This is a genomic window from Acinetobacter sp. ACIN00229 (assembly GCF_016106645.1).
Taxonomy (GTDB): domain Bacteria; phylum Pseudomonadota; class Gammaproteobacteria; order Pseudomonadales; family Moraxellaceae; genus Acinetobacter; species Acinetobacter oleivorans.
In genome coordinates this window covers 212,209-232,733 of sequence record NZ_JADWOM010000002.1, presented here as the reverse complement: position 1 = coordinate 232,733, position 20,525 = coordinate 212,209, and the positions used below count along the sequence as shown (strand labels likewise).

19 protein-coding genes are annotated in these 20,525 nt (G+C 38.4%); 10 read left to right on the top strand and 9 right to left on the bottom strand.

Going from position 1 to position 20,525, the window contains the following annotated elements:
• The first annotated feature begins 75 nt into the window (after window positions 1–75).
• The 8 genes from I7H67_RS02500 (at window position 76) to blp2 (ending at window position 11,060) form a co-directional block, all read left to right on the top strand.
• The gene (locus I7H67_RS02500; protein ID WP_013197142.1) at window positions 76–1,455 is read left to right on the top strand and encodes an amino acid permease; all 1,380 of its coding nucleotides are present in this window, start codon (window positions 76–78) and stop codon (window positions 1,453–1,455) included.
• 476 nt (window positions 1,456–1,931) lie between these two features.
• Window positions 1,932–2,963, top strand: coding sequence for a substrate-binding domain-containing protein (locus I7H67_RS02495; RefSeq protein ID WP_013197143.1), 1,032 nt, complete (start codon window positions 1,932–1,934; stop codon window positions 2,961–2,963).
• Window positions 2,964–3,062: 99 nt separating this feature from the next.
• Complete coding sequence (gene pstC / locus I7H67_RS02490) at window positions 3,063–4,442, top strand: phosphate ABC transporter permease subunit PstC (RefSeq protein WP_005307309.1); 1,380 nt, start codon at window positions 3,063–3,065, stop codon at window positions 4,440–4,442.
• Window positions 4,439–5,836, top strand: coding sequence for a phosphate ABC transporter permease PstA (pstA, locus tag I7H67_RS02485; RefSeq protein ID WP_004790867.1), 1,398 nt, complete (start codon window positions 4,439–4,441; stop codon window positions 5,834–5,836). The genes pstC and pstA overlap by 4 nt, the downstream gene beginning before the upstream one ends.
• Window positions 5,837–5,849: 13 nt before the next feature.
• Window positions 5,850–6,752 carry a phosphate ABC transporter ATP-binding protein PstB gene (gene pstB / locus I7H67_RS02480; protein ID WP_005307307.1) on the top strand — a complete coding sequence of 301 codons (903 nt, stop codon included), beginning with the start codon at window positions 5,850–5,852 and terminating at the stop codon, window positions 6,750–6,752.
• A gap of 146 nt (window positions 6,753–6,898) precedes the next feature.
• Window positions 6,899–7,861: a protease SohB gene (gene sohB, locus I7H67_RS02475; RefSeq protein WP_049837203.1), complete on the top strand. Its 963-nt coding sequence runs from the start codon at window positions 6,899–6,901 to the stop codon at window positions 7,859–7,861.
• Between the two features lie 137 nt (window positions 7,862–7,998).
• Window positions 7,999–8,616, top strand: coding sequence for a cytochrome b/b6 domain-containing protein (locus I7H67_RS02470; RefSeq protein ID WP_198306988.1), 618 nt, complete (start codon window positions 7,999–8,001; stop codon window positions 8,614–8,616).
• Between the two features lie 245 nt (window positions 8,617–8,861).
• Window positions 8,862–11,060, top strand: coding sequence for an Ig-like repeat protein Blp2 (gene blp2, locus I7H67_RS02465; protein WP_151988405.1), 2,199 nt, complete (start codon window positions 8,862–8,864; stop codon window positions 11,058–11,060).
• A 41-nt stretch (window positions 11,061–11,101) separates the two neighbouring features.
• On the opposite strand, the gene I7H67_RS02460 is transcribed toward blp2, so the two are convergent.
• From I7H67_RS02460 to I7H67_RS02420, 9 genes are all read right to left on the bottom strand, one after another.
• On the bottom strand, window positions 11,102–11,740 hold the full coding sequence (locus I7H67_RS02460) for a DUF2238 domain-containing protein (protein WP_198306987.1): 639 nt from the start codon (window positions 11,738–11,740) through the stop codon (window positions 11,102–11,104).
• Window positions 11,741–11,822: 82 nt separating this feature from the next.
• Entirely contained in the window at window positions 11,823–13,211 is a 1,389-nt protein-coding gene (purB, locus tag I7H67_RS02455; RefSeq protein ID WP_005307301.1) for an adenylosuccinate lyase, read from the bottom strand.
• A 54-nt stretch (window positions 13,212–13,265) separates the two neighbouring features.
• Window positions 13,266–13,997 carry a high frequency lysogenization protein HflD gene (gene hflD / locus I7H67_RS02450; protein WP_004643577.1) on the bottom strand — a complete coding sequence of 244 codons (732 nt, stop codon included), beginning with the start codon at window positions 13,995–13,997 and terminating at the stop codon, window positions 13,266–13,268.
• Window positions 13,998–14,010: 13 nt separating this feature from the next.
• Window positions 14,011–15,144, bottom strand: a complete 1,134-nt coding sequence (mnmA, locus tag I7H67_RS02445; RefSeq protein WP_005307300.1) for a tRNA 2-thiouridine(34) synthase MnmA — start codon at window positions 15,142–15,144, stop codon at window positions 14,011–14,013.
• Between the two features lie 4 nt (window positions 15,145–15,148).
• On the bottom strand, window positions 15,149–15,637 hold the full coding sequence (locus tag I7H67_RS02440; protein WP_005307298.1) for an NUDIX hydrolase: 489 nt from the start codon (window positions 15,635–15,637) through the stop codon (window positions 15,149–15,151).
• 144 nt (window positions 15,638–15,781) lie between these two features.
• Entirely contained in the window at window positions 15,782–16,333 is a 552-nt protein-coding gene (locus I7H67_RS02435) for a gamma carbonic anhydrase family protein (protein ID WP_192454986.1), read from the bottom strand.
• Between the two features lie 90 nt (window positions 16,334–16,423).
• Window positions 16,424–17,572: a D-alanyl-D-alanine carboxypeptidase PBP5/6 gene (dacC, locus tag I7H67_RS02430; protein ID WP_005307294.1), complete on the bottom strand. Its 1,149-nt coding sequence runs from the start codon at window positions 17,570–17,572 to the stop codon at window positions 16,424–16,426.
• Window positions 17,573–17,698: 126 nt separating this feature from the next.
• Complete coding sequence (locus I7H67_RS02425; RefSeq protein WP_004790891.1) at window positions 17,699–18,121, bottom strand: MCR_0457 family protein; 423 nt, start codon at window positions 18,119–18,121, stop codon at window positions 17,699–17,701.
• Window positions 18,122–18,273: 152 nt separating this feature from the next.
• The gene (locus tag I7H67_RS02420; RefSeq protein WP_198306986.1) at window positions 18,274–18,645 is read right to left on the bottom strand and encodes an MCR_0457 family protein; all 372 of its coding nucleotides are present in this window, start codon (window positions 18,643–18,645) and stop codon (window positions 18,274–18,276) included.
• 101 nt (window positions 18,646–18,746) lie between these two features.
• Between I7H67_RS02420 and surE the strand changes: the two genes are divergently transcribed.
• Together surE and I7H67_RS02410 are read left to right on the top strand one after the other, a co-directional pair.
• Window positions 18,747–19,517 carry a 5'/3'-nucleotidase SurE gene (gene surE / locus I7H67_RS02415; protein WP_192833904.1) on the top strand — a complete coding sequence of 257 codons (771 nt, stop codon included), beginning with the start codon at window positions 18,747–18,749 and terminating at the stop codon, window positions 19,515–19,517.
• A 111-nt stretch (window positions 19,518–19,628) separates the two neighbouring features.
• On the top strand, window positions 19,629–20,453 hold the full coding sequence (locus I7H67_RS02410) for a peptidoglycan DD-metalloendopeptidase family protein (protein WP_198306985.1): 825 nt from the start codon (window positions 19,629–19,631) through the stop codon (window positions 20,451–20,453).
• The last annotated feature ends 72 nt before the right edge of the window (window positions 20,454–20,525 follow it).

Here is a 20,525-nt window from a genome sequence, read left to right as displayed (position 1 = left end):
GGTCGGTTTCTGGCCTTCGGATATGGTGCTGAATAAAGGTGTACAGGAAGTGACACCAACATTGGAGATAATGTTATGGATGCAAACAATAAGCACGAGTTAAAACAAGGCTTATCCAATCGGCATATTCAACTCATCGCACTAGGAGGTGCGATCGGAACAGGGTTATTCTTAGGTCTTTCTCAAACGATTAAACTGGCAGGTCCTTCAATTTTATTAGGATATGCAATTGCCGGAATTATCGCTTTCTTAATTATGCGTCATTTAGGTGAAATGGTTGTTGAGGAACCAGTAAGTGGTTCTTTTAGTTATTTTGCGAACAAGTATTGGGGCAAAATGGCTGGTTTTATGTCTGGCTGGAACTACTGGGTGTTGTATGTGCTGGTAAGCATGGCTGAACTCAGTGCAATTGGAACCTTCATTCAGTTCTGGTGGCCTGAAATTCCGACTTGGCTGACTGCTTTATTTTTCTTTATTTTAATTAACGGCATTAACTTAGTGAATGTCCGCTTTTTTGGGGAGTCCGAATTCTTATTTTCCTGCATTAAGATTGTTGCAATTTTAAGCATGATTGGTTTTGGTACTTATCTCTTATTTACAGGTTCTGCTGGTCCGCAAGCAGGTATTGCAAATTTATGGCAACACGGTGGTTTCTTCCCACACGGGATTCACGGTTTTGTCATGGCTTTAGCCGTTATTATGTTTGCATTTGGTGGTCTAGAACTTATTGGTATTGCTGCTGCTGAAACGAAGAAACCTGAAACCACTATTCCAAAAGCAGTGAACCAAATTGTTTATCGTATTTTAATTTTTTACATCGGTGCTATTGGGATCTTACTGTGTCTTTACCCTTGGAATATGGTGGCAGAAGGCGGTAGCCCATTTGTCATGATTTTCCAGTCATTAAACAGTAATGGTGTTGCGAATGTTCTGAACTTTGTAGTCTTAATTGCTGCTATTTCGGTTTATAACAGCTGTATCTATTGTAATAGCCGTATGTTGCATGGTTTAGCAGAGCAGGGCAATGCTCCGGCAATTTTGAAAAAAGTAAATAGCCGTGGTATTCCAGTTCCAGCAGCGGTTGTTTCTGCATCAATCACAGCAATATGTGTGGTCGTAAATTACCTAATTCCTGGACAAGCCTTTCAGCTCTTTATGATGCTTGTTGTGGCTGCACTTGTGATTAACTGGCTCATGATTTCAGTCACACATTTGAAATTTACTAAAGCAATGAAATTGCAACGCCGCCAAACTAAGTTCCAAAGCATTATGAGTCCATGGAGTAATTACTTAACCATTAGCTTTGTGTGCTTTATTCTTATTATTATGGCAATGACGCCAGATATGAGATTGGCCGTTATTTTAGGTCCGATCTGGCTTGCTGTTTTAGCGCTGATGTATTTCTTCAAATACCGCAGAAAAATGGTCGCAATGCCAGAAGTGCAATCAAACTAATAAGCTAAATTTACAACGATATTGCGGTTACCTTACATACGGTAGGTAACCCTTTATCTTTTGTCATATTATTTTCATGTTACAAAGAAATTATTATCTATCGCAATTTTTGATCAGAATTTTAGTAATAAAATTATTTTTAGTAGTAAAAGTAAAAATACAGTTAAATTATCGATTTTTAAAATAATTATAATATCTTTTGGTTTTATATTTTATGAATCCTTAAAATCTATATTTTTAATCAGTGTCATAATAGAGACTAATATACAGAGTAAAATATCCACTCAGATTGAATTAAATATTTGATAAAAGATAAAAAATAATAATGTGACAATTAACAATATCGAAATCATTAAAGCGTCATCATACTGTAACTTAATTGTCATATTTTCTATTCACAATGCAGCTATCGAAGAGCGTACAAGCACTCAACAAAAAGTGACGTACAACCTATTGCATTAATGAGAGAGAACAGAATGCGCTTAAATCCACGTCAAATCGCAATTGCGTTAGCAGTAACTGGGGCAGCTGTAACAACGACTGCAAATGCAGCTCGTGATACGATTCAAATTGCTGGTTCTTCAACTGTACTACCATTTGCCAGCGTTGTAGCTGAAGAGTTTGGTAATACATTTCCTCAATTTAAAACTCCTGTAGTTGGTTCTGGCGGTTCTTCTGCTGGTTTGAAACAATTCTGTCAAGGCGTTGGCGATAACACAATCGACGTTGCTAATGCTTCTCGTAAAATTAAAAGCACTGAAATTGAAGCTTGTAACAAAGCTGGCGTAAAACAAATTCAAGAAATCAAAATTGGTTACGACGGTATCGTATTTGCGTCTAACTCACACAAAGCAGCTTATAAATTAAAACCTTACCATGTGTTTGCTGCTTTAGCTGCACAATTACCTTCAAATGGTAAATTGGTTCCAAACCCATATACAAACTGGAACCAGATTGATAAATCACTTCCAAATGAACCAATTACTCTTGTAATTCCTGCATCTAACCACGGTACTCGTGAAGTTTTCCAAGAGAAAATGGTTGATGCTGGTTGTGAAGCGTATGAATACTTCAAGAACTTAGATAAAGATGCTCAGAAGAAAGCATGTTCTACTTTCCGTAAAGATGGCCGTGTAATTGAAATTGCTGGTGACTATACAGAAACTCTAGCTCGCTTAAAGACTTCTCCAAGTGCAGTAGGCGTGTTTGGTTTAAGTTTCTATGATATGAACCGTGACAAGTTACGTGTAGCAACTGTAAATAATGTTGTTCCATCTGAGAAAACTGTATTGAACGGTACATATCCTGTGTCTCGTCCATTATTCTTCTATGTGAAAGGCGAACATTTAAAATCAGTTAAAGGCTTACCGCAATATGTAGAATATTTCGTAAGCAAAAAAGCAACAGGTAAAGGCTCTAAAGCTGAACGTGATGGCTTAATCGCAATGTCTGATGCTGAACGTGCAAAAGTATTGGCTGACTTTAAAGCAGGTAAAACTGTTAAATAAGTTAGTTTGAATAGGGGCTGGTGATCTTGAGAGTTCATCAGCCTTTTTGTCTAACTTGTTTTTCCAAATTATGACAATTGAGAAAACAGTGGAGAGTACATGAATCTGCTACTTATCGGTGTGTTGTTAGCCCTTGTGGCAATCGCATATCAACTTGGGCTGAGAAAGAGCCGTAGCCTAGCAGGTAAGGGAAGCAACTCGGCGACATTACATTCTCGTCCTGGTTATTATGGTGCACTGGTTGGTCTTTGGTGCGGTATCCCTGCTTTTTTAATTTTGATCATTTGGAGCTTGGTTGAACCAAGTATTTTAAATCACATTATCTTTAATAATATTCCTGCATCTGTAAGTGCATCACTTGATGAAGCTGGCAGAAGTGTCTTGATTGATCGTGTTCAAGCGATTGCTTCAGGTTTTGGGGTAAGTGATAAGCCCGCAGCCTATGAATTAGCTGCTGCACAACAGTTCGCAAAATTTCAAACCATTGGCTCTTTTGCCAAATTTGCTGTTGTAGTTTGTGCAGCTTTATTGGGTTTAGTGTGGGCAAAGAAAAAGATTAATCAACAATATCGTGCACGTAACCAAGTTGAACGTGCGATTAATGTTGCTTTGATTTTATGTTCTGGTGTTGCGATTTTAACAACCATCGGGATTGTGATGTCGATGTTTGGCGAAGCAATGCACTTCTTCCGTTTTGTAAGCCCGCTTGATTTCTTCTTCGGGACAGAGTGGAACCCAGGCTTTAGTACTTCAGGCAATGCTGAAGGTAGTTATGGTTTATTGCCATTACTCTGGGGCACACTCATGGTCAGCGGCATTGCTTTATTAGTTGCCGTACCCATTGGATTAATGATTGCCATTTATTTAGCTGAATATGCTTCTCCTTGGTTACGCTCGTGGGCAAAACCAACAATTGAAGTTTTAGCGGGTATTCCAACAATTGTTTATGGTGTGTTTGCCATGATGATTATTGGACCATTTTTCAAGACAGCTGGTGCTTACGTTGGTCTTGAAATTAACGCGACCAGTGCTTTAACTGCTGGTTTCGTGATGGGGATTATGATTATTCCGTTTGTTTCTTCTTTATCAGACGACATTATTACTCAAGTACCTCGTGCCCTACGTGACGGTTCTTTAGGACTTGGAGCAACTAAGTCAGAAACAATTCGCCAAGTCGTTTTACCTGCTGCGTTACCGGGTATTACTGGTGCCTTTTTATTAGCTGTTTCTCGTGCCGTAGGGGAAACCATGATTGTGGTTTTGGCAGCAGGGAACAGTCCACTTTTACATGCAAATCCATTTGAAGCTGTTTCGACAGTGACCGTTACGATCGTAAAACAGTTAACTGGTGATACTGACTTCGCCAGCCCACAAGCTTTGGTTGCATTCGCGTTAGGTCTGACACTCTTTGTGATTACCTTATGTTTAAACATTGTTGCACTGTACATTGTGCGTAAATACCGTGAGCAATACGAATGAGTACATCAAATACATCGTCTCCTATGGATCAGAACGTATTTGATCCACAAGCTGCTGCTCAAGCACGTGATCGCCGTAAAAAAGTGATTGAAAAGTCATTGGCTAAACGTCACCGTAAAGAAAAAGCTTTCCGTTTTGCTGGTTTATCGGCAGTTGTTATTGGTCTTGCATTCGTAGCGCTATTGTTTAGCAGTATTTTGGCAAAAGGTTTACCTGCTTTTTGGCAAACGAGCATGAATGTTCCAATTTACTTCGATCCGAAAGTAATTGATGCAGGTCCAGTACCTGTACGTACTCAAGGTGAAACACCTGCTCATTACCAAGAGCGTTATGTTGATTGGCAAACTAAAATGGGTATGGTGGATTGGGATGGCATTATTGTAAATGGAATGATCGCCAAAGATCCTGCACTTGCTAGTGAACGTGATTACTTAAGTAGTCTTTATGCAAGTTCAGAGGCTTATCGTTTACGTGACATGGTTTTTGCAGACCCATCACTCATTGGTAAAAAAGAAAATATTAATTTCTTGGGCGATGCCAATGTTGATGTCTGGTTAAAAGGTAATATTGACCGTTCATTGCCAGATGATCAGCAACAACTTGAACCAGAAGTACGTAAACTTGCGGATGAACTAAAAGCAAAAGGTGTTCTTGAAAATACGTTCAATTTGAACTTGTTTAAGAATCCGGACTCTCGTAGTTCACCAGCAATTAGTGGTCTTGCTGGCGCATTTATGGGTTCATTATTCATGATGCTGATTGTGATCATTATTGCGATTCCAATTGGTGTTGCCAGCGCAATCTATCTTGAAGAATTTGCTCCAAAGAATATTGTTACAGACATTATTGAAGTTAACATCAATAACCTTGCTGCTGTTCCTTCAATTGTGTTTGGTTTACTCGGTGCAGCAATTTTTATTGGCTGGATGCATTTACCTTTATCAGCTCCGTTAGTCGGTGGTTTAGTTTTAAGTTTGATGACATTACCAACAGTCATTATTACGACACGTGCTTCCTTAAAAGCAGTGCCACCTTCTATTCGACAAGCTGCACTTGGTTTGGGAGCTTCTAAGTTTCAGACCATTTTCCACCACGTTTTACCATTAGCTTTACCAGGCATTATGACCGGCTCAATTATTGGTGTTGCTCATGCGCTTGGTGAAACGGCACCTTTACTTTTAATTGGAATGAGTGCATTCGTTGCAAGTATTCCAGCAACACCATTTGATCAATCAACTGCATTACCTGTCCAAGTTTACTTATGGCAAGGTAATGAGTTGCGTAACTTCTTCGAAGGCCGTACTGCCGCTGCGATTATCGTACTACTTGCATTAATGATTGGTTTAAACAGTCTTGCAATTTGGTTACGTAAAAAGTTCGAAGTGCGTTGGTAATAGAGGATAAATAATGAATACTATTGATATTACGAATTCCTTAGAAAAGGATAAGTTAGTGAACACTGAACAATCTCAATTTACAGATAAATCGCAGAATCATGGCACTTCGTATGTTTCGCATTTTGAACCACAAACTTCAAAAAAGCAGAACTCAACCGAAATCAAAATTAGTGCACAAGATGCCCATGTTTATTATGGTGATTTTGAAGCGATTAAAGGTATTGACCTCGATATTTACAAGAACGAAGTTATTGCTTTTATTGGACCGTCAGGTTGTGGTAAATCTACCTTTCTTCGTACGATAAATCGTATGAATGACACCATTGATGGTTGCCGTGTGACAGGTAAAATTACACTCGATAACCACAATATTTATGATCCAAACCTTGATGTCGTATTATTACGTGCTCAGGTTGGTATGGTATTCCAAAAGCCAAACCCGTTCCCTAAAACTATTTTTGATAACGTGGCTTACGGTCCTAAACTTCATGGTCTAGCACGCGATAAATATGATCTTGAAGAAATTGTTGAAAATAGCTTGCGTAAAGCGGGTCTATGGGACGAAGTGAAAGACCGTTTGAATCAACCGGGTACTGGTTTATCAGGTGGTCAGCAACAACGTTTATGTATTGCTCGTACGATTGCAGTAAGTCCTGAAGTGATTTTGATGGATGAGCCATGTTCTGCGCTTGACCCAATCGCAACAGCAAAAATCGAAGAATTAATTTCTGAATTATCCACGCAATATACAATCGTTATTGTGACTCACTCAATGCAACAAGCGGCACGTGTATCTGATCGTACTGCTTATTTCCATTTAGGTGATTTGATTGAAGTTAACTCAACTGAAAAAGTCTTTACTCAACCTGACCACCAGTTGACGGAAGCTTATATTACTGGACGATTCGGTTAGTTAGTCATCCATATAAAAAAAGAGCCATGTGCTCTTTTTTTATTTTATAAATGAAAATGACTCTATTTTGCAAAAACGCTATTGAATTTTAATCAAAACGACCACATCTTAAGGCTATAAAAGATAACTTATGAGCTTAGAATTTTATGTTATTCCATTTGCCTAAACTCCCTGCAGAAATACGTGTGAGTCATTTAAATGCACGTGTAAATGAACAGAGAAAAAAAATTGCACAAACAACTGCAAGCCGTTTAGAACTTTTACAATTGGCTCAACAACTTGCTAAAGAAGCTAAAATTCGCCGTAAAAACAATCAGAAAATCTTTGTTTTAGATTTTAAGGGTGATATCCAAGCCTCAGCAGTTGAAAACTTACGAGAAGAAATTACCCTCATTTTAGCAACTGCTAAAGCAGGCCGTGACCGTGTTGTGGTTCGTCTTGAAAGCCCAGGAGGCATGGTACATGGTTATGGTCTAGCAGCAGCTCAATTGGTACGCTTACGCGATGCAGGTTTCCATCTGACGATTTGTGTAGACAAAGTAGCAGCAAGTGGCGGCTATATGATGGCATGTATTGCAAATGAAATTATTGCAGCGCCGTTTGCTATTGTTGGTTCAATTGGTGTGGTTGCTCAAGTTCCAAACTTTAACCGTCTTTTAAAACAACACAATGTGGATTTCGAGCTTTACACAGCAGGGCAATATAAACGTACTGTCACGATGTTTGGTGAAAATACCCCTGAAGGTAAAGCGAAGTTCGAAGAAGAGCTTCAACAAACTCATGTGTTATTTAAACACTTTGTAGAAAAGTACCGTCCACAACTTAATGTTGATAAAGTGGCAACAGGTGAGCATTGGTATGGTGAAGATGCGCTAGAGCTAAACCTTGTTGATAAATTACAAACATCTGATGAGTATCTATTAGCGTTATTACCACAACATGATGTTTATGTGATTAATACACGTAAGAAAGCGACCTTAGGTGAAAAGTTAGGTTTGCAAGCGGCTCAAATGGCAGATAGCTTGATTCCGGCTGTAATGAATAAAGTTGCAGACACGTTGGCCAAAGCCAATTCAACCTTAGTGCAAATGCGTGATACTAGATTTTAATTAAGCTAAATTTTGAAATAGAGAGTGCCTACATAGGTGCTCTTTTTTTATGTGAGTGATGAAAGAAATTTGATTAATATTTGTTTAAGTTTCAATTGTAAAAGTTATAGTTAACTTTTCACTTCTGAGTTTTTGTGATGTCAAAAACATGGCCACACATTGATATTCTCATACGTATTTTACATATCATTATTATGCTTGGCTTTATTGGTGCTTATTTCACAGGAGATAATGAAGATCTGCACCAAGTCCATATGATGTTTGGTTACGTACTTCTTATTAGTATTACTGCGCGAGTGATCTGGCATTTTTTGAGTCCACATATTTCAAGTACAACACCGTTCGGTATTAAAAAGCGAAGTAACATAGCGATAAATGCGATTAAAAAATCTTTAAGTCATTTAAACTTTAAGAGTATTTTTTCTAAAAATTCAATTCATTCAATCAGTGTTGCACTTTTTCAAACTTCAATTGTACTAATATTTCTCGTGATTCCAATTGTGGTGGGGCTAGGGTATGCGACTGAGCATGTTAATTTTTCCTTGAGAGACCTCCACGAATTTTTTGCAAATTTGTTTTTAGTTTTGGTGTTGTTGCATGTTTCAACTCTTATTCTAAACAGCATTTTTGCAAAACGTTTTCAGGGCTGGAGTATGTTAAAAATAACCTTGTCAGATGCGAAAATAACTAAATTTGCTGCTTTATTTCTTTTGATTCTGATAGGTACTTTTAGCTTCTTTTACTTACGAATGTAAATGATGGAATTAATATATGAGAATTTTAGTAAATACCCGAACAGGGCGATATTTAAGGTTGATATGAGTTTTATGAGAAAAAGATATTTTAATTAAAAGTCAAAAATAATTATTGATAAACATGCTTTTTGAATTGTGATAAACACATGGTTTTGATATTTTAAACAGCAATAAAATAGCTTTTAGATGAATCATTTAAAAAGTTAGACATTTAAAAATATAACTGAAATTCAGGATAGGAAATAATGACAAGAATAATTGTGGCATCCAAAGAGGGTTTGGACGTTCTACAAGATGGTCAGCTCAATAAAGTGGTTTTAAACCAACCAGCAATCATTCAAATTGGTGTAAGTCAAAAAGATATAGCATCGATGGAAAAGCAAGGTGGAAGTCTTATCATCCATTTAAAAAATGGTGAAACCCTTGTTTTAGAAAATTTCTTTAATGAAGCAACAAATACAACAGACCATTCACTTGTTTTTCCGACTGAACACGGAAAATTTGTTGAAGCCCAATTCGACGCACAAGGTAAGGTAATCGACTATACAGGTTTAAACCATGTCACAGATTTAGCCTATACAAGCACTAGTCAACCAGCCTCAACAATGGCGGTTGATGATTCCCCAACTTTTTCGATGGGCAATGTATTAAAAGCTGGCTTAGCAGTTTTAGCTGCTGAAGGTTTATATTTGTGGGCTTTTGATAAAGATGACAAAGATGATTCTTCAGGACCTGTAGATATCTTGGCACCTGCTGCACCGACTGCTACTGTTGCCGATGATACCCTTACGGTTACTGGTAAAGCAGAAGCAAATGCAAAAATTTATATTAAAGATGCTGCTGGTAATACGGTCGCAACGGGTGTTGCAGATGCAAGTGGTAATTTTACAATTAAACTCGATAAGCCTTTAGCAAATGGAAATAAATTAAATATTTTAGCTGAGGATGCTGCGGGTAATATTTCTAAACCAGGTCTTGTAACTGGTACTAAAGACACAATTGCGCCAGATGCTCCTCAGGCTCAATTAAATGAAGATGGTTCGATCTTAGATGGTAAAACTGAAGCGAATGCTACTGTAAATGTCTATGATGCTAGCGGAACATTATTAGGAACTGTAAAAGCAAACTCAGAAGGAATCTTTTCTTTAAAGCTAACTCCACCTTTGACGAGTGAAGCTGGTGGTAAAGTCATTGCTCAGGATGCTGCCGGAAATAAATCTGAAGCAACACCCATTTTTGCAGGTAAAGATACTATTCCGCCAGCAGCTCCTTTAATTGAAGTAAATAAAGAAGGAACAGTGGTTGAAGGAAAAACAGAAGCTAATGCAAAAGTTCAGATAAAAGATGCTGATGGTAAAGTCATTGGAACTGGTACGGCAAATGCGCAAGGTGAGTTTCAAATTACGCTTTCTTCTGCCTTAAAAGAATCACAAAAGGCGACAATCATTGTTGAAGATGCAGCAGGGAATAAATCTAAGCCTTTAGAAGTCACCTCTGGCTATGACACCATAGCGCCAGATAAACCTACTGCTCAAGTGAATGCAGACGGAACTTCAGTTACTGGTACAGCTGAACCCAATGCAAAAATAGAAATCAAAAACTCAGCAGATAAGGTTATTGGTACTGGAACAGCAGATGCGAATGGAAAATTTACAATCGCGATTTCTCCTGCTTTAACCGATAGCTTAAAAGGTTCAGTAATAGCAACCGATAGTTCTGGAAATAAATCTACTGCGCTGGAAATTGTTGGGAGTGATAAAGATACGATTCCGCCTGCTAAGCCTGTGTTAAGAGGTTTAGATGATGATGTAGGGCCTCTAAAAGGAGCAATTACAGCTGGTTCTGAAACCGATGATGCTAAACCAAAATTTACTGTTCAAGTTGAAGCTAACGCAACCTTAACTATTTATGATAATGGAGTCGCAATTTCCATTCTTAAAGTTGGTCAAGTAGATGCAAATAAATATTGGTCATTTATGCTTGATAAAGATTTAGCCGTTGGTAAACATACGATTACTTTCGTGCAAACAGATGTAGCTGGGCTGACGAGTGAAGTGAGTTCACCATTTACCTTTTATGTCGTCGCACCAAAAGTGGCGAGTACGAGTGAAGTGGTCAGTAGTGATGTAAATGAAGTTGTCCCTTCTGTGGCCGATAGTGTCGGGTTAAATACATTAAAGTTAGCGCAAACTACAACCAATGAAACGACTAGTCAGCAGCAAAAATCTGTGTCATTAGATGATTTATTAAAAAGTTCTTCAACGGATGCTTCTGACCCAATCGCAAAAATTTTATCTGCAACAGATTCTAAACCTGTAGTGAATGAGCAGAGCGAAGTAAATAATACAGCGAGTGATGTCACAACGAATCTAGAACAGCTTCTACCAAATACGACTTCTTCAGCTTTATCAAATCTGTTAGATCAAACTTATTCAGTCGTCTAAAGAACTATTAAAAAAAAGCGCTCATTGAGCGCTTTTTTTATTTATGAATTATTTATTTTAGGTCTTTTTATAAGAGCTGCCAGTCCATAGAGAATTGCACCGATCGTTGCTAATAGCATATCTTTATGGGCATCCCACATGTCGCCTTGTTGGCCATTATAATTTTCGGCTTGCTCTGGCGATAAGCCAATCGCAATTACCCATTCAATGAGTTCATAAAAGACACTAGATGCCATGACGAATTGGATCACAAGTAAAAACAGAGTAAAAGGTCGAGCTGTCGGTAACCAAACTTGAAAAACTCGATAAATAAGAGGGTAGAGTAAAACTCCATAGGCAAGATGAACTAAACGATCATACATGTTACGGGACCATCCCATGTATTGATCTAGATCAAAATGAAATATGTGTTGAATCCAGTCATTGTACGGAACATATGAGTACAGGTAGTGTGCACCGATAATATGGATGAGCAAAAAACCTAAATAGAAAGTAAAACTTAAATAATCGAGACCAATCTTTTTAAAAATAATAAATAAGAGGACTAACATAAAAATTGTACCCACCTGATGAAGTAAATAAGCTTCAAATTCAAGGGGCTGAATGCCAGACAATATGATGGCAATAAAAATAAGGCCAAGAGCAATATAGTGTCTAAGTTTGAATTGTTTTTCGATCATTTTAGAAATATAACTTTATTGTGCTTTATATCAGTGTAATAAAAAAGCGAAGCCGAAGCTCCGCTTTTTATGAACTTTTTAATTAGATTTTGCTAATTAAATCGTTAATTTGTTTAGCTTGTTCAGCTGCATTACCTGTGTAAGTTGCAGGAGTGAGTTCAGCTAAACGTGCGCGCTCTTCGCTTGGTACTTGAGAAAGTTCATCACCATTTACGAAGTTAACCATCATGTCGCGAGTCATTGCTTGACCACGAGTTAATGCTTTTAACTTTTCATATGGCTTTTCAACGTTATAACGACGCATAACAGTTTGAATTGGTTCTGCTAAAACTTCTTGAGCTTGATCAAGATCTTCAAGTAAGCGGTTTGCATTTAACTCAAGTTTACCAACACCTTTTAAACACGCATCAAAAGCAATTAAACTTTGCGCAAAACCAACACCCATATTACGAAGTACAGTAGAGTCAGTTAAGTCACGCTGCCAGCGAGAAATTGGTAATTTTTCGCCTAAGTGCGCTAATACAGCATTCGCAATACCTAAGTTACCTTCAGAGTTTTCAAAGTCAATTGGGTTAACTTTGTGTGGCATAGTTGAAGAACCAACTTCACCATCTTTCAATCTTTGTTTGAAGTAACCTAAAGAAATGTAACCCCATACGTCACGGTTAAAGTCGATTAAAATCGTATTAAAGCGACGTAACGCATCAAACAACTCTGCCATGTAGTCATGTGGTTCGATTTGTGTCGTGTACGGGTTGAATGCTAAACCTAACGATTCAACAAATGCTTGAGCATGTGCAGCCCAGTCAACATCTGGGTAAGCAGAAAGGTGAGCATTGTAGTTACCTACAGCACCATTGATTTTGCCGAGTAGCTCAACATTTTCAAATTGTTTAATTTGGCGAGCTAAACGGTATGCAACGTTCGCCATTTCTTTACCCAAAGTTGTTGGGCTTGCAGTTTGACCGTGTGTACGAGACAACATTGGTTGTTCAGCGTGAGCGGTTGCTAAAGTAGAGATCGCATTTAAAATTTGCTTCATGCTTGATACTAAAACTTCGCGGCCGTTTTTAAGCATAAGTGCATGAGACAAGTTATTGATGTCTTCTGAAGTACATGCAAAGTGAATGAATTCACCTGCATTTTGTAATTCAGCGATACCTGCGATTTTCTCTTTTAAGAAATATTCAACAGCTTTTACATCATGATTAGTTGTGCGCTCAATTTCTTTAATGCGGTTAGCATCTTCTTCAGAAAAGTTGCTAACAATTGCATCTAAAGCTGCATTTGTTTCATTTGAAAAAGGAGCAACTTCAACAATTTCTGGACGGTTAGAAAGCGCTTGTAACCAACGCACTTCTACAGTGACACGAGCATGAATTAAACCAAACTCAGAAAGAAAAGGGCGTAGCGCATCACATTTGCTGGCATAACGTCCATCTAATGGTGATAGTGCGGTTAAAGCGTTCATAACGATTCCTTAATGTTGGAATAAACATAAAACAAAAATAATCTCTTTACAGCCTTAGATGACTTGGTACTGTAAACGAGCAAGTGCCTGAATATCCTGTAGCAATTTACGTTTGCTAAAAATCATGTTCCACGAACTACCACCGAGTTGTCGCCATAAATGGGCCATTTGCAAGCCAGTAAACAGACAAGCACGGATGCGGTTAGTATGGTTGGTATCTTTAAATGCTTCTGCATTACCACGAACGAGAATGCGAGGGTTAATCTGCCCAGCAGTATCAACATAAGTTTGGGCCAAATTGGCTAAAATGCTTGGGTGTAAGTAGTTATTATCAAAAAAAGAAAGCTGTTTTAAAATCTTTTGCTGAGCTTTTTCAATGATTGCGACGTATTCAGGGTTGCTATAGACCTTCTTTTCTAATTGCAAAAGGGACATCGCATATGACATTGGAAGCTTGGCAGTGCCCATTTTCGGAAGGCGAGATTTGGGCATATTTGTAAAAGGTTGAGTAATACAATTTTCGAGGGTTTTAAGCCCCAAAGAAATATCTGCCAACTGATTGAAAAAATCTAATGTCTGAACACCATTGTTGACTGTAGGGCGAATATTTAAACTCGCTTTGATTAACAGCTCAAAATAGAAGTTACCACTTTCACCAATACTCTGCTGACCAGTTAAAGCTGTCATGTGCGTGAGCTGGGTAGCCTGAAATACCCCAGCCAAGGCAAGGGCACGGTTTTGGCGAACATTCAAGGCTTGTGATTGTTGAAATGGTAACTCCACCATGTCATTCATTCCCTTAAATAAAATTTGGTGTAGGGGCATTTGTATGGTGAATGACACCCCCGCCTAAGCAAACTTCATCTGAATAAAATACAACGCTTTGACCCGGTGTAACAGCGCGCTGAGGTTCATCAAACTCAACTCGTACACCGTGTTCACTATTTTCATCAATAAAAACTGTACATGCCTGATCAGGTTGGCGATAACGTGTTTTAGCTGTACAGCGTAAACCTTCAACAGGAATATTCTGTTCACCAGCCACCCAGTCAATTGACTCACTCCAAAGCTGCGTGCTTTGCATGAGTGGGTGTTCATGCCCCTGACCAATAACGAGGCGGTTATTGGCAATATCTTTATGTAGTACGAACCATGCGCCTTCAGCTGCACCTTTCAAACCACCTAGACCTATTCCGCCACGTTGACCGAGCGTATAGTACATCAGACCGTGATGTTCACCAACTTCTTTACCTGTATCAAGTACAATTTTTCCAGGTTGAGCGGGCAAATATTGTTTAAGGAAGTCATTAAATCGACGTTCGCCAATAAAACAGATTCCTGTAGAGTCTTTTTTCTTGGCTGTAGCAAGATCAAGTTCTTCAGCAATTCTGCGAACTTCAGGTTTTTCAATCTCACCTACTGGAAATAGGGTCTTGTTAATTTCTTTACCATGAACAGCATGCAAGAAATAAGTTTGGTCTTTGTTATTGTCTACACCACGTAATAATGGTGCGTATGCTTCGCCTTTCGAGTTGTAAGCAGTTTCACCACGGCGGGCATAATGACCAGTCGCGATAAAGTCTGCACCTAAAGTCATGGCATGATCTAAAAATGCACGGAACTTAATTTCTTTATTACATAAAATGTCGGGGTTTGGGGTGCGTCCAGCTGCATATTCAGCTAAGAAAAGTTCAAATACGCGGTCCCAATATTCCATAGCAAAGTTTGCTGTGTGGAGTTTAATACCGATTTTATCTGCTACTGCTTGAGCATCGGCTAAATCTTCCATTGCCGTACAGTATTCCGTGCCGTCGTCTTCCTCCCAGTTCTTCATGAAAAGACCTTCAACTTGATATCCTTGTTGAAGTAAAAGTGCTGCAGAAACAGAAGAGTCTACACCACCAGACATACCGACGATGACACGTTGTTGCATAGGACTAGGCATCCAAATGAGAAGTTAATGAGGGAGAGAAAGGGTGCTCATAAATAAGCGATAAAGGATAATGGTGACCTTTCATGGCATCTTCAACTGCTTTGAGTACGAGTGGACTACGAGCACGAGCAGATTCTTTGAGCTCATCTGGTGTCATCCATACAGCAGCTACAATACCAGTATCGAGTTGAGGATTATTTTCAACTTGAGTCACATGTGCTAGAAAACAAAAGCGGTAATAGGTGCGATCCGGAAACATGGGCGGGGTATATGTATAAATACCAAGCAAGGCATCAATTTCAACATGATGACCTGTTTCTTCAAGTGTTTCTCGAATGGCTGCTTGAGTTAATGACTCACCGCATTCCACATGACCAGCAGGTTGGTTAAATACTGTGTGTACAAAACCCTCGCTATGTTCTTCAACAAAAAGATAGCGTCCGTCTTTTTCTACGACTGTAGCAACAGTGACATGAGGAGTCCATGCGGCCATAAAAAAGCACCATGATTTAAAAGACGTATGATACGAAATTTAGGGGTTTTTGGCTATGGTGATCTGCTAAACGATATGAGCAATACTACAAAACCATATTGTTTAAAAAATCAGAATTTTATTGCTGATATTTCATAGAGCTAATTAATCTTGCTCTGTTTGAGCCGCTTTATGATTATTTTGTACTTTTACATAATGTCTTGCCGAATAAGGAAGAAACGCTAATTCTTTTTCGGTTAGTGGTCGCACTTGTTGTACAGGGCTTCCTACATATAGATAACCACTTTTTAAGACTTTACGTGGTGGAACTAAACTTCCTGCACCAATCATTACATCATCTTCAATAATCACATCATCTAAAATAACAGTATTGATTCCGATTAAAACTCGGTTGCCAATGGTACAGCCATGCAAAGTCACATGATGTCCAACTGTCACATCTTCACCAATAATAAGAGGTGAGCCATTAGGTTTTGCATCATTTTTATGGCTAACGTGCAACATACAATGGTCTTGTACATTACTGTTTTTACCAATTTGAATACTATTTACGTCACCACGAATGACGGCAAAAGGCCAGACAGAAACATTTTCAGCTAAGCTAACTTCACCGACTACAACAGCCATGTCATCAACATAACATGTTGTATCAACTTGAGGACGGTGTTCAAGATAAGGACGTATGTTCTTTGCCATGAGTAGTATCAAAATAAAATTTAGAAGAATTATAAAATAAAAAAGCACTCAGGCTAAATAGCATGAGTGCTTAATTCAACTATTCAAAAATTAGAATAAGTTGCTGAAGAATTGTTTAACATGGTCGATTAAGCGTGCAAAGAATCCTGCTTCTTCAACTGGTTTTAATGCAACTAATGGCTTTTCAGCAATTACTTTGCCGTCAAGGCTAGCAACAAGTTTGCCCACAACTTGGCCTTTTTGAAGCGGTGCATTTAAGTTAGGTTGAACAACTAACTGTGTTTTAATACCGTTAGCTTTGCCTTTAGGCATAGTCACACTAAAGTTTTCAGCCAGACCAATTTGAACTTCATCTTCTTTACCAAACCATACTTTTGCTTTTGCAAGAACTTGATTGGCTGGTTGAATATTTGCAGTTTCAAAGTTTGCAAAGCCCCAAGACAATAATGTACGTGTTTGGTTAGCACGTTCATTTACGCTATCCGTTCCGAAAATAACGGAAATGAGACGCATCGGACCACGTTTGCTTGAAGTTGTTAAGCAGTAACCCGCTTCATCTGTATGACCTGTTTTTAAACCATCTACGCTTGGGTCTGTGTAAAGCAAGGCATTACGGTTACCTTGTTTAATACCGTTAAACGTAAATTCTTTTTCAGAGTAGATTGGGTAATATCTTGAGCTGTCTTTAATAATATGTTGCGCTAAAACAGCCATATCTTTAGCTGTTGAATAATGACCTTCTGCCGGTAAACCAGTTGAGTTAATGAACTGGGTATTTGTCATACCGATACGTTTTGCTTCCTGATTCATCATGTGAGCAAACGTGCCTTCATTTCCAGCAATATGTTCAGCCATTGCTTTTGATGCATCATTACCTGACTGGATAATGATACCGCGAAGCATTTCTAGAACAGTCGCTGTACCATTTAAAGGAACATACATACATGATTCAGAGCTGCTTCCTTTACACCATGCAGACTCGTTCATACGAACCTGCTCATTTTCAGTCAGTTCACCTTTTAATAATTTTTGTTCAATGATGTAGCTTGTCATCATTTTTGTCATTGAAGCAGGTGCAAGCTTTTCGTTTTCATTTTTAGAAGCGAGAATTTGTCCTGTCTCATAATCCATTAATACATAAGACTTATTATTTAATTCTGGCGGAGCTGATAAGACAGTTGCTGCATAAGAAAAACTTGGTAAGAGGAGGAGTGCAGCAATAGCGCTTTTTCGAGTCATTCTAGGTAATTCCAATATCTTGTATGAAGCAGAAGAACCTAGCATTTTAGGATAAAGCAAAGCCGACTTCTATGGGGGAAGTCGGCTTTTTCAAACAGTATTGTAACTCAAGAGTTTTTTACTAATTTAGTTTTGCGATTGATAAGCTTTCACGTCTTGACAAACTAATGTGTTTTGCTCGTTACCAGCAGCTTTTGCATCATTACGCGCTTCTTTTAGGACTTTCTTGAAACTTTTGTCTTTAGCACGTTTCTCTAAAGCTGCAACTGGATCGGCTTCATTTGGTAAATAGTCTTTTACTAAACGTTCATAACCTTGAGCAAAATCAGCATCTTTTTTGCCAATAAGGCTTGGGCAAATTTCAGAAAGTACTTGAATTGCAGCTAATTCTTCAGGAGTTATAGTTTGCTGTGGAGTTACTTCAACAACATTTTCATTTTCGGTTTTCTTTTCAGCTGTTTTCTTCTTATCAGCAGCAAAACCAACTGTTGCCATGCTCATAAGTAAAACCAAAGAGAGCGATTGAACTAAGCTTTTCTTCATAAACATCGATAACCCAAAATAAAATTTTTAAATATGTCGATAGCTTAACCAATTTACAGGTTAAAAAAATGGAAAAAATGTATTGTTATGTTGGTTTTCTGCTTAATACCAAGCAGAAAACCTCAGTAAATAAACTTCTACCCTAAACGAGCAAAAACCTATCCTTTATAGTTTACGATCTCTTCACAAAGTTCGTGTTGCTCATGATGATCCATTTGTTTTGAAGCTTGACGTGCTTCATTCAACAAGGTTTTAAACTCTGCATCATTTTGTAGAGCAGAGAGGGTAATTGATTTATTCGAATGCCCTTGAAGATACGTTGTGATAATTTTTTGAGTATTTGACTCAAGTTTTTTATTTGTCCCTACGAAAGCTGGACAAATTTCCTGTAAGACTTGCGTTGCCGCAATATCATCTTTAATTAAGCTATCAGCTTCTTGTGTTGAGATATCCTCATCTGCAAAAACCGCTTGCGTACACAATGTGATACTGATCCCCAATACCTGAAAAAAAGGAGCAAAAGTTTTCATTTTTTCACAATTTTATAATGCTATGGAGGCATAAATATATATAATTCAACAAATAATTCAATTGTGAAAACCTTTAGGTTTATTTTTAGAGAAAGATTTTAGTGAATATTTTGATAGCGAATGATGACGGTGTTTTTGCGCCAGGTATACAGGCTTTAGCTGAAGCATTAAAACCGCTTGGACGTGTGGTTGTGGTTGCACCAGAAAGTGAAAGAAGTGGTTTTTCAAGTGCATTAACACTAGATCGACCATTGCGCCCAATTCAAATTGCCGAAGATGTATGGGCTGTGAATGGTACGCCAGCAGATTGTGTTTATTTGTCTATGAATGGTTTGTTTGATTTCGAATTTGACTTAGTCGTAAGTGGAATCAATAGTGGCGCGAACTTAGGTGATGATGTTTTATATTCTGGAACAGTCGGTGCTGCATTTGAAGGGCGTTTAATGAAGCAACCTGCAATTGCTGTTTCTTTAGCTGGTCCTGATGTACGCGCTTATAATGTTAAAGAAGATTATGCTCAGGCTGCGCAGTGGGTACATGATTTTATTGCAAGCGGATTACCAGCTTTGCCTCCACGACACATCTTTAATATCAATATTCCTGATGTGCCGAAGTTAAAAGGAGCACAAATTACGTATCAGGGACGTCGTGCTCAATCTAAACCTATTACCAGCCATGTCGACCCAAGAGGACGCCAAGTTTACTGGATTGGATTAGCAGGCGAGGCGGTTACAGATCCGGAGCGTGTTTCAAGCCAGATTCAATCGGATTTCTTTGCGGTAGCAAACGGTTATGTCAGTGTTACACCTATTCAAATGGATGCTACAAATTACGCCGTTTTAGAAGACCTTCAGGGCAGTTTGAGTCAATAATTGAGCTCGAATGTTATAACTTTGTGAATAAAGAAAAAGAGGAACGTGTTTCCTCTTACTTTTTTGGTACTCTTAGCCGAAATGATTTGTAGCATTTAGTGAGGGAGATCAATGCATTTAATTGGGCAACAAAACAGAGTGCATATCCAAAAAGACAAAATAATGAAAATTATGTTGTTGTCTGTGGCTGTAGGTTTTACCGTAGCTATGGCAGGTTGTGCTTCTAAACCACAAATTAATAATAGTTCTCGCTATGCAATGGCTCCTAACTATTACACAGTTCGTTCAGGTGATACTTTGAGTGGTATCGCAATGCGTTATGGTCTGGACTATATCAGTATTGCCGAAATGAATGATATTCCTGCGCCATATCGTATTTATGTCAATCAATCATTACGTTTGAAGAAAGGTTCTTCACCAAGAACGGTATCTACACAAGTCATGGCACAGCCTGAGCAAATCAAGCGTCAAACGATTGCTTTGCCAACTACACAGCCTGTTACTCCAGTAACTCAGCCGTCTACTGTACCGTCAACAAATACGACAGTGGCATCAGTTGCACCAAATTCGAGCTTACGTTGGATAAAACCGACGAATGGACCGGTGATTCAAGGGTTTAATTTGGCAAATAATGTCAAGGGAATCCGTTATGGTGGAAATCAGGGTGACCCTATTTATGCCGCAGCCGATGGTCAAGTTGTCTATGCAGCTGATGGCTTAAAAGAATACGGAAATCTGGTTTTAATTAAGCATATTGACGGATATATCAGTGCGTATGCCCACAATAGCAAGATGTTTGTAAAAAGCGGTGACAATATAACTGCTGGACAAAAAATTGCCGAAATGGGATCTACTGGTGCATCTCAAGTCATGCTCGAGTTCCAGATTCGTTTGGATGGTAAACCGATTAATCCTGTAAATCTTTTACCAAAATAGCTAATGCAAAAAACTTAGGTTTCCTCGTATAATGTAATTGGTTGCTTTCATTACAACAATAAGCATTTTTTA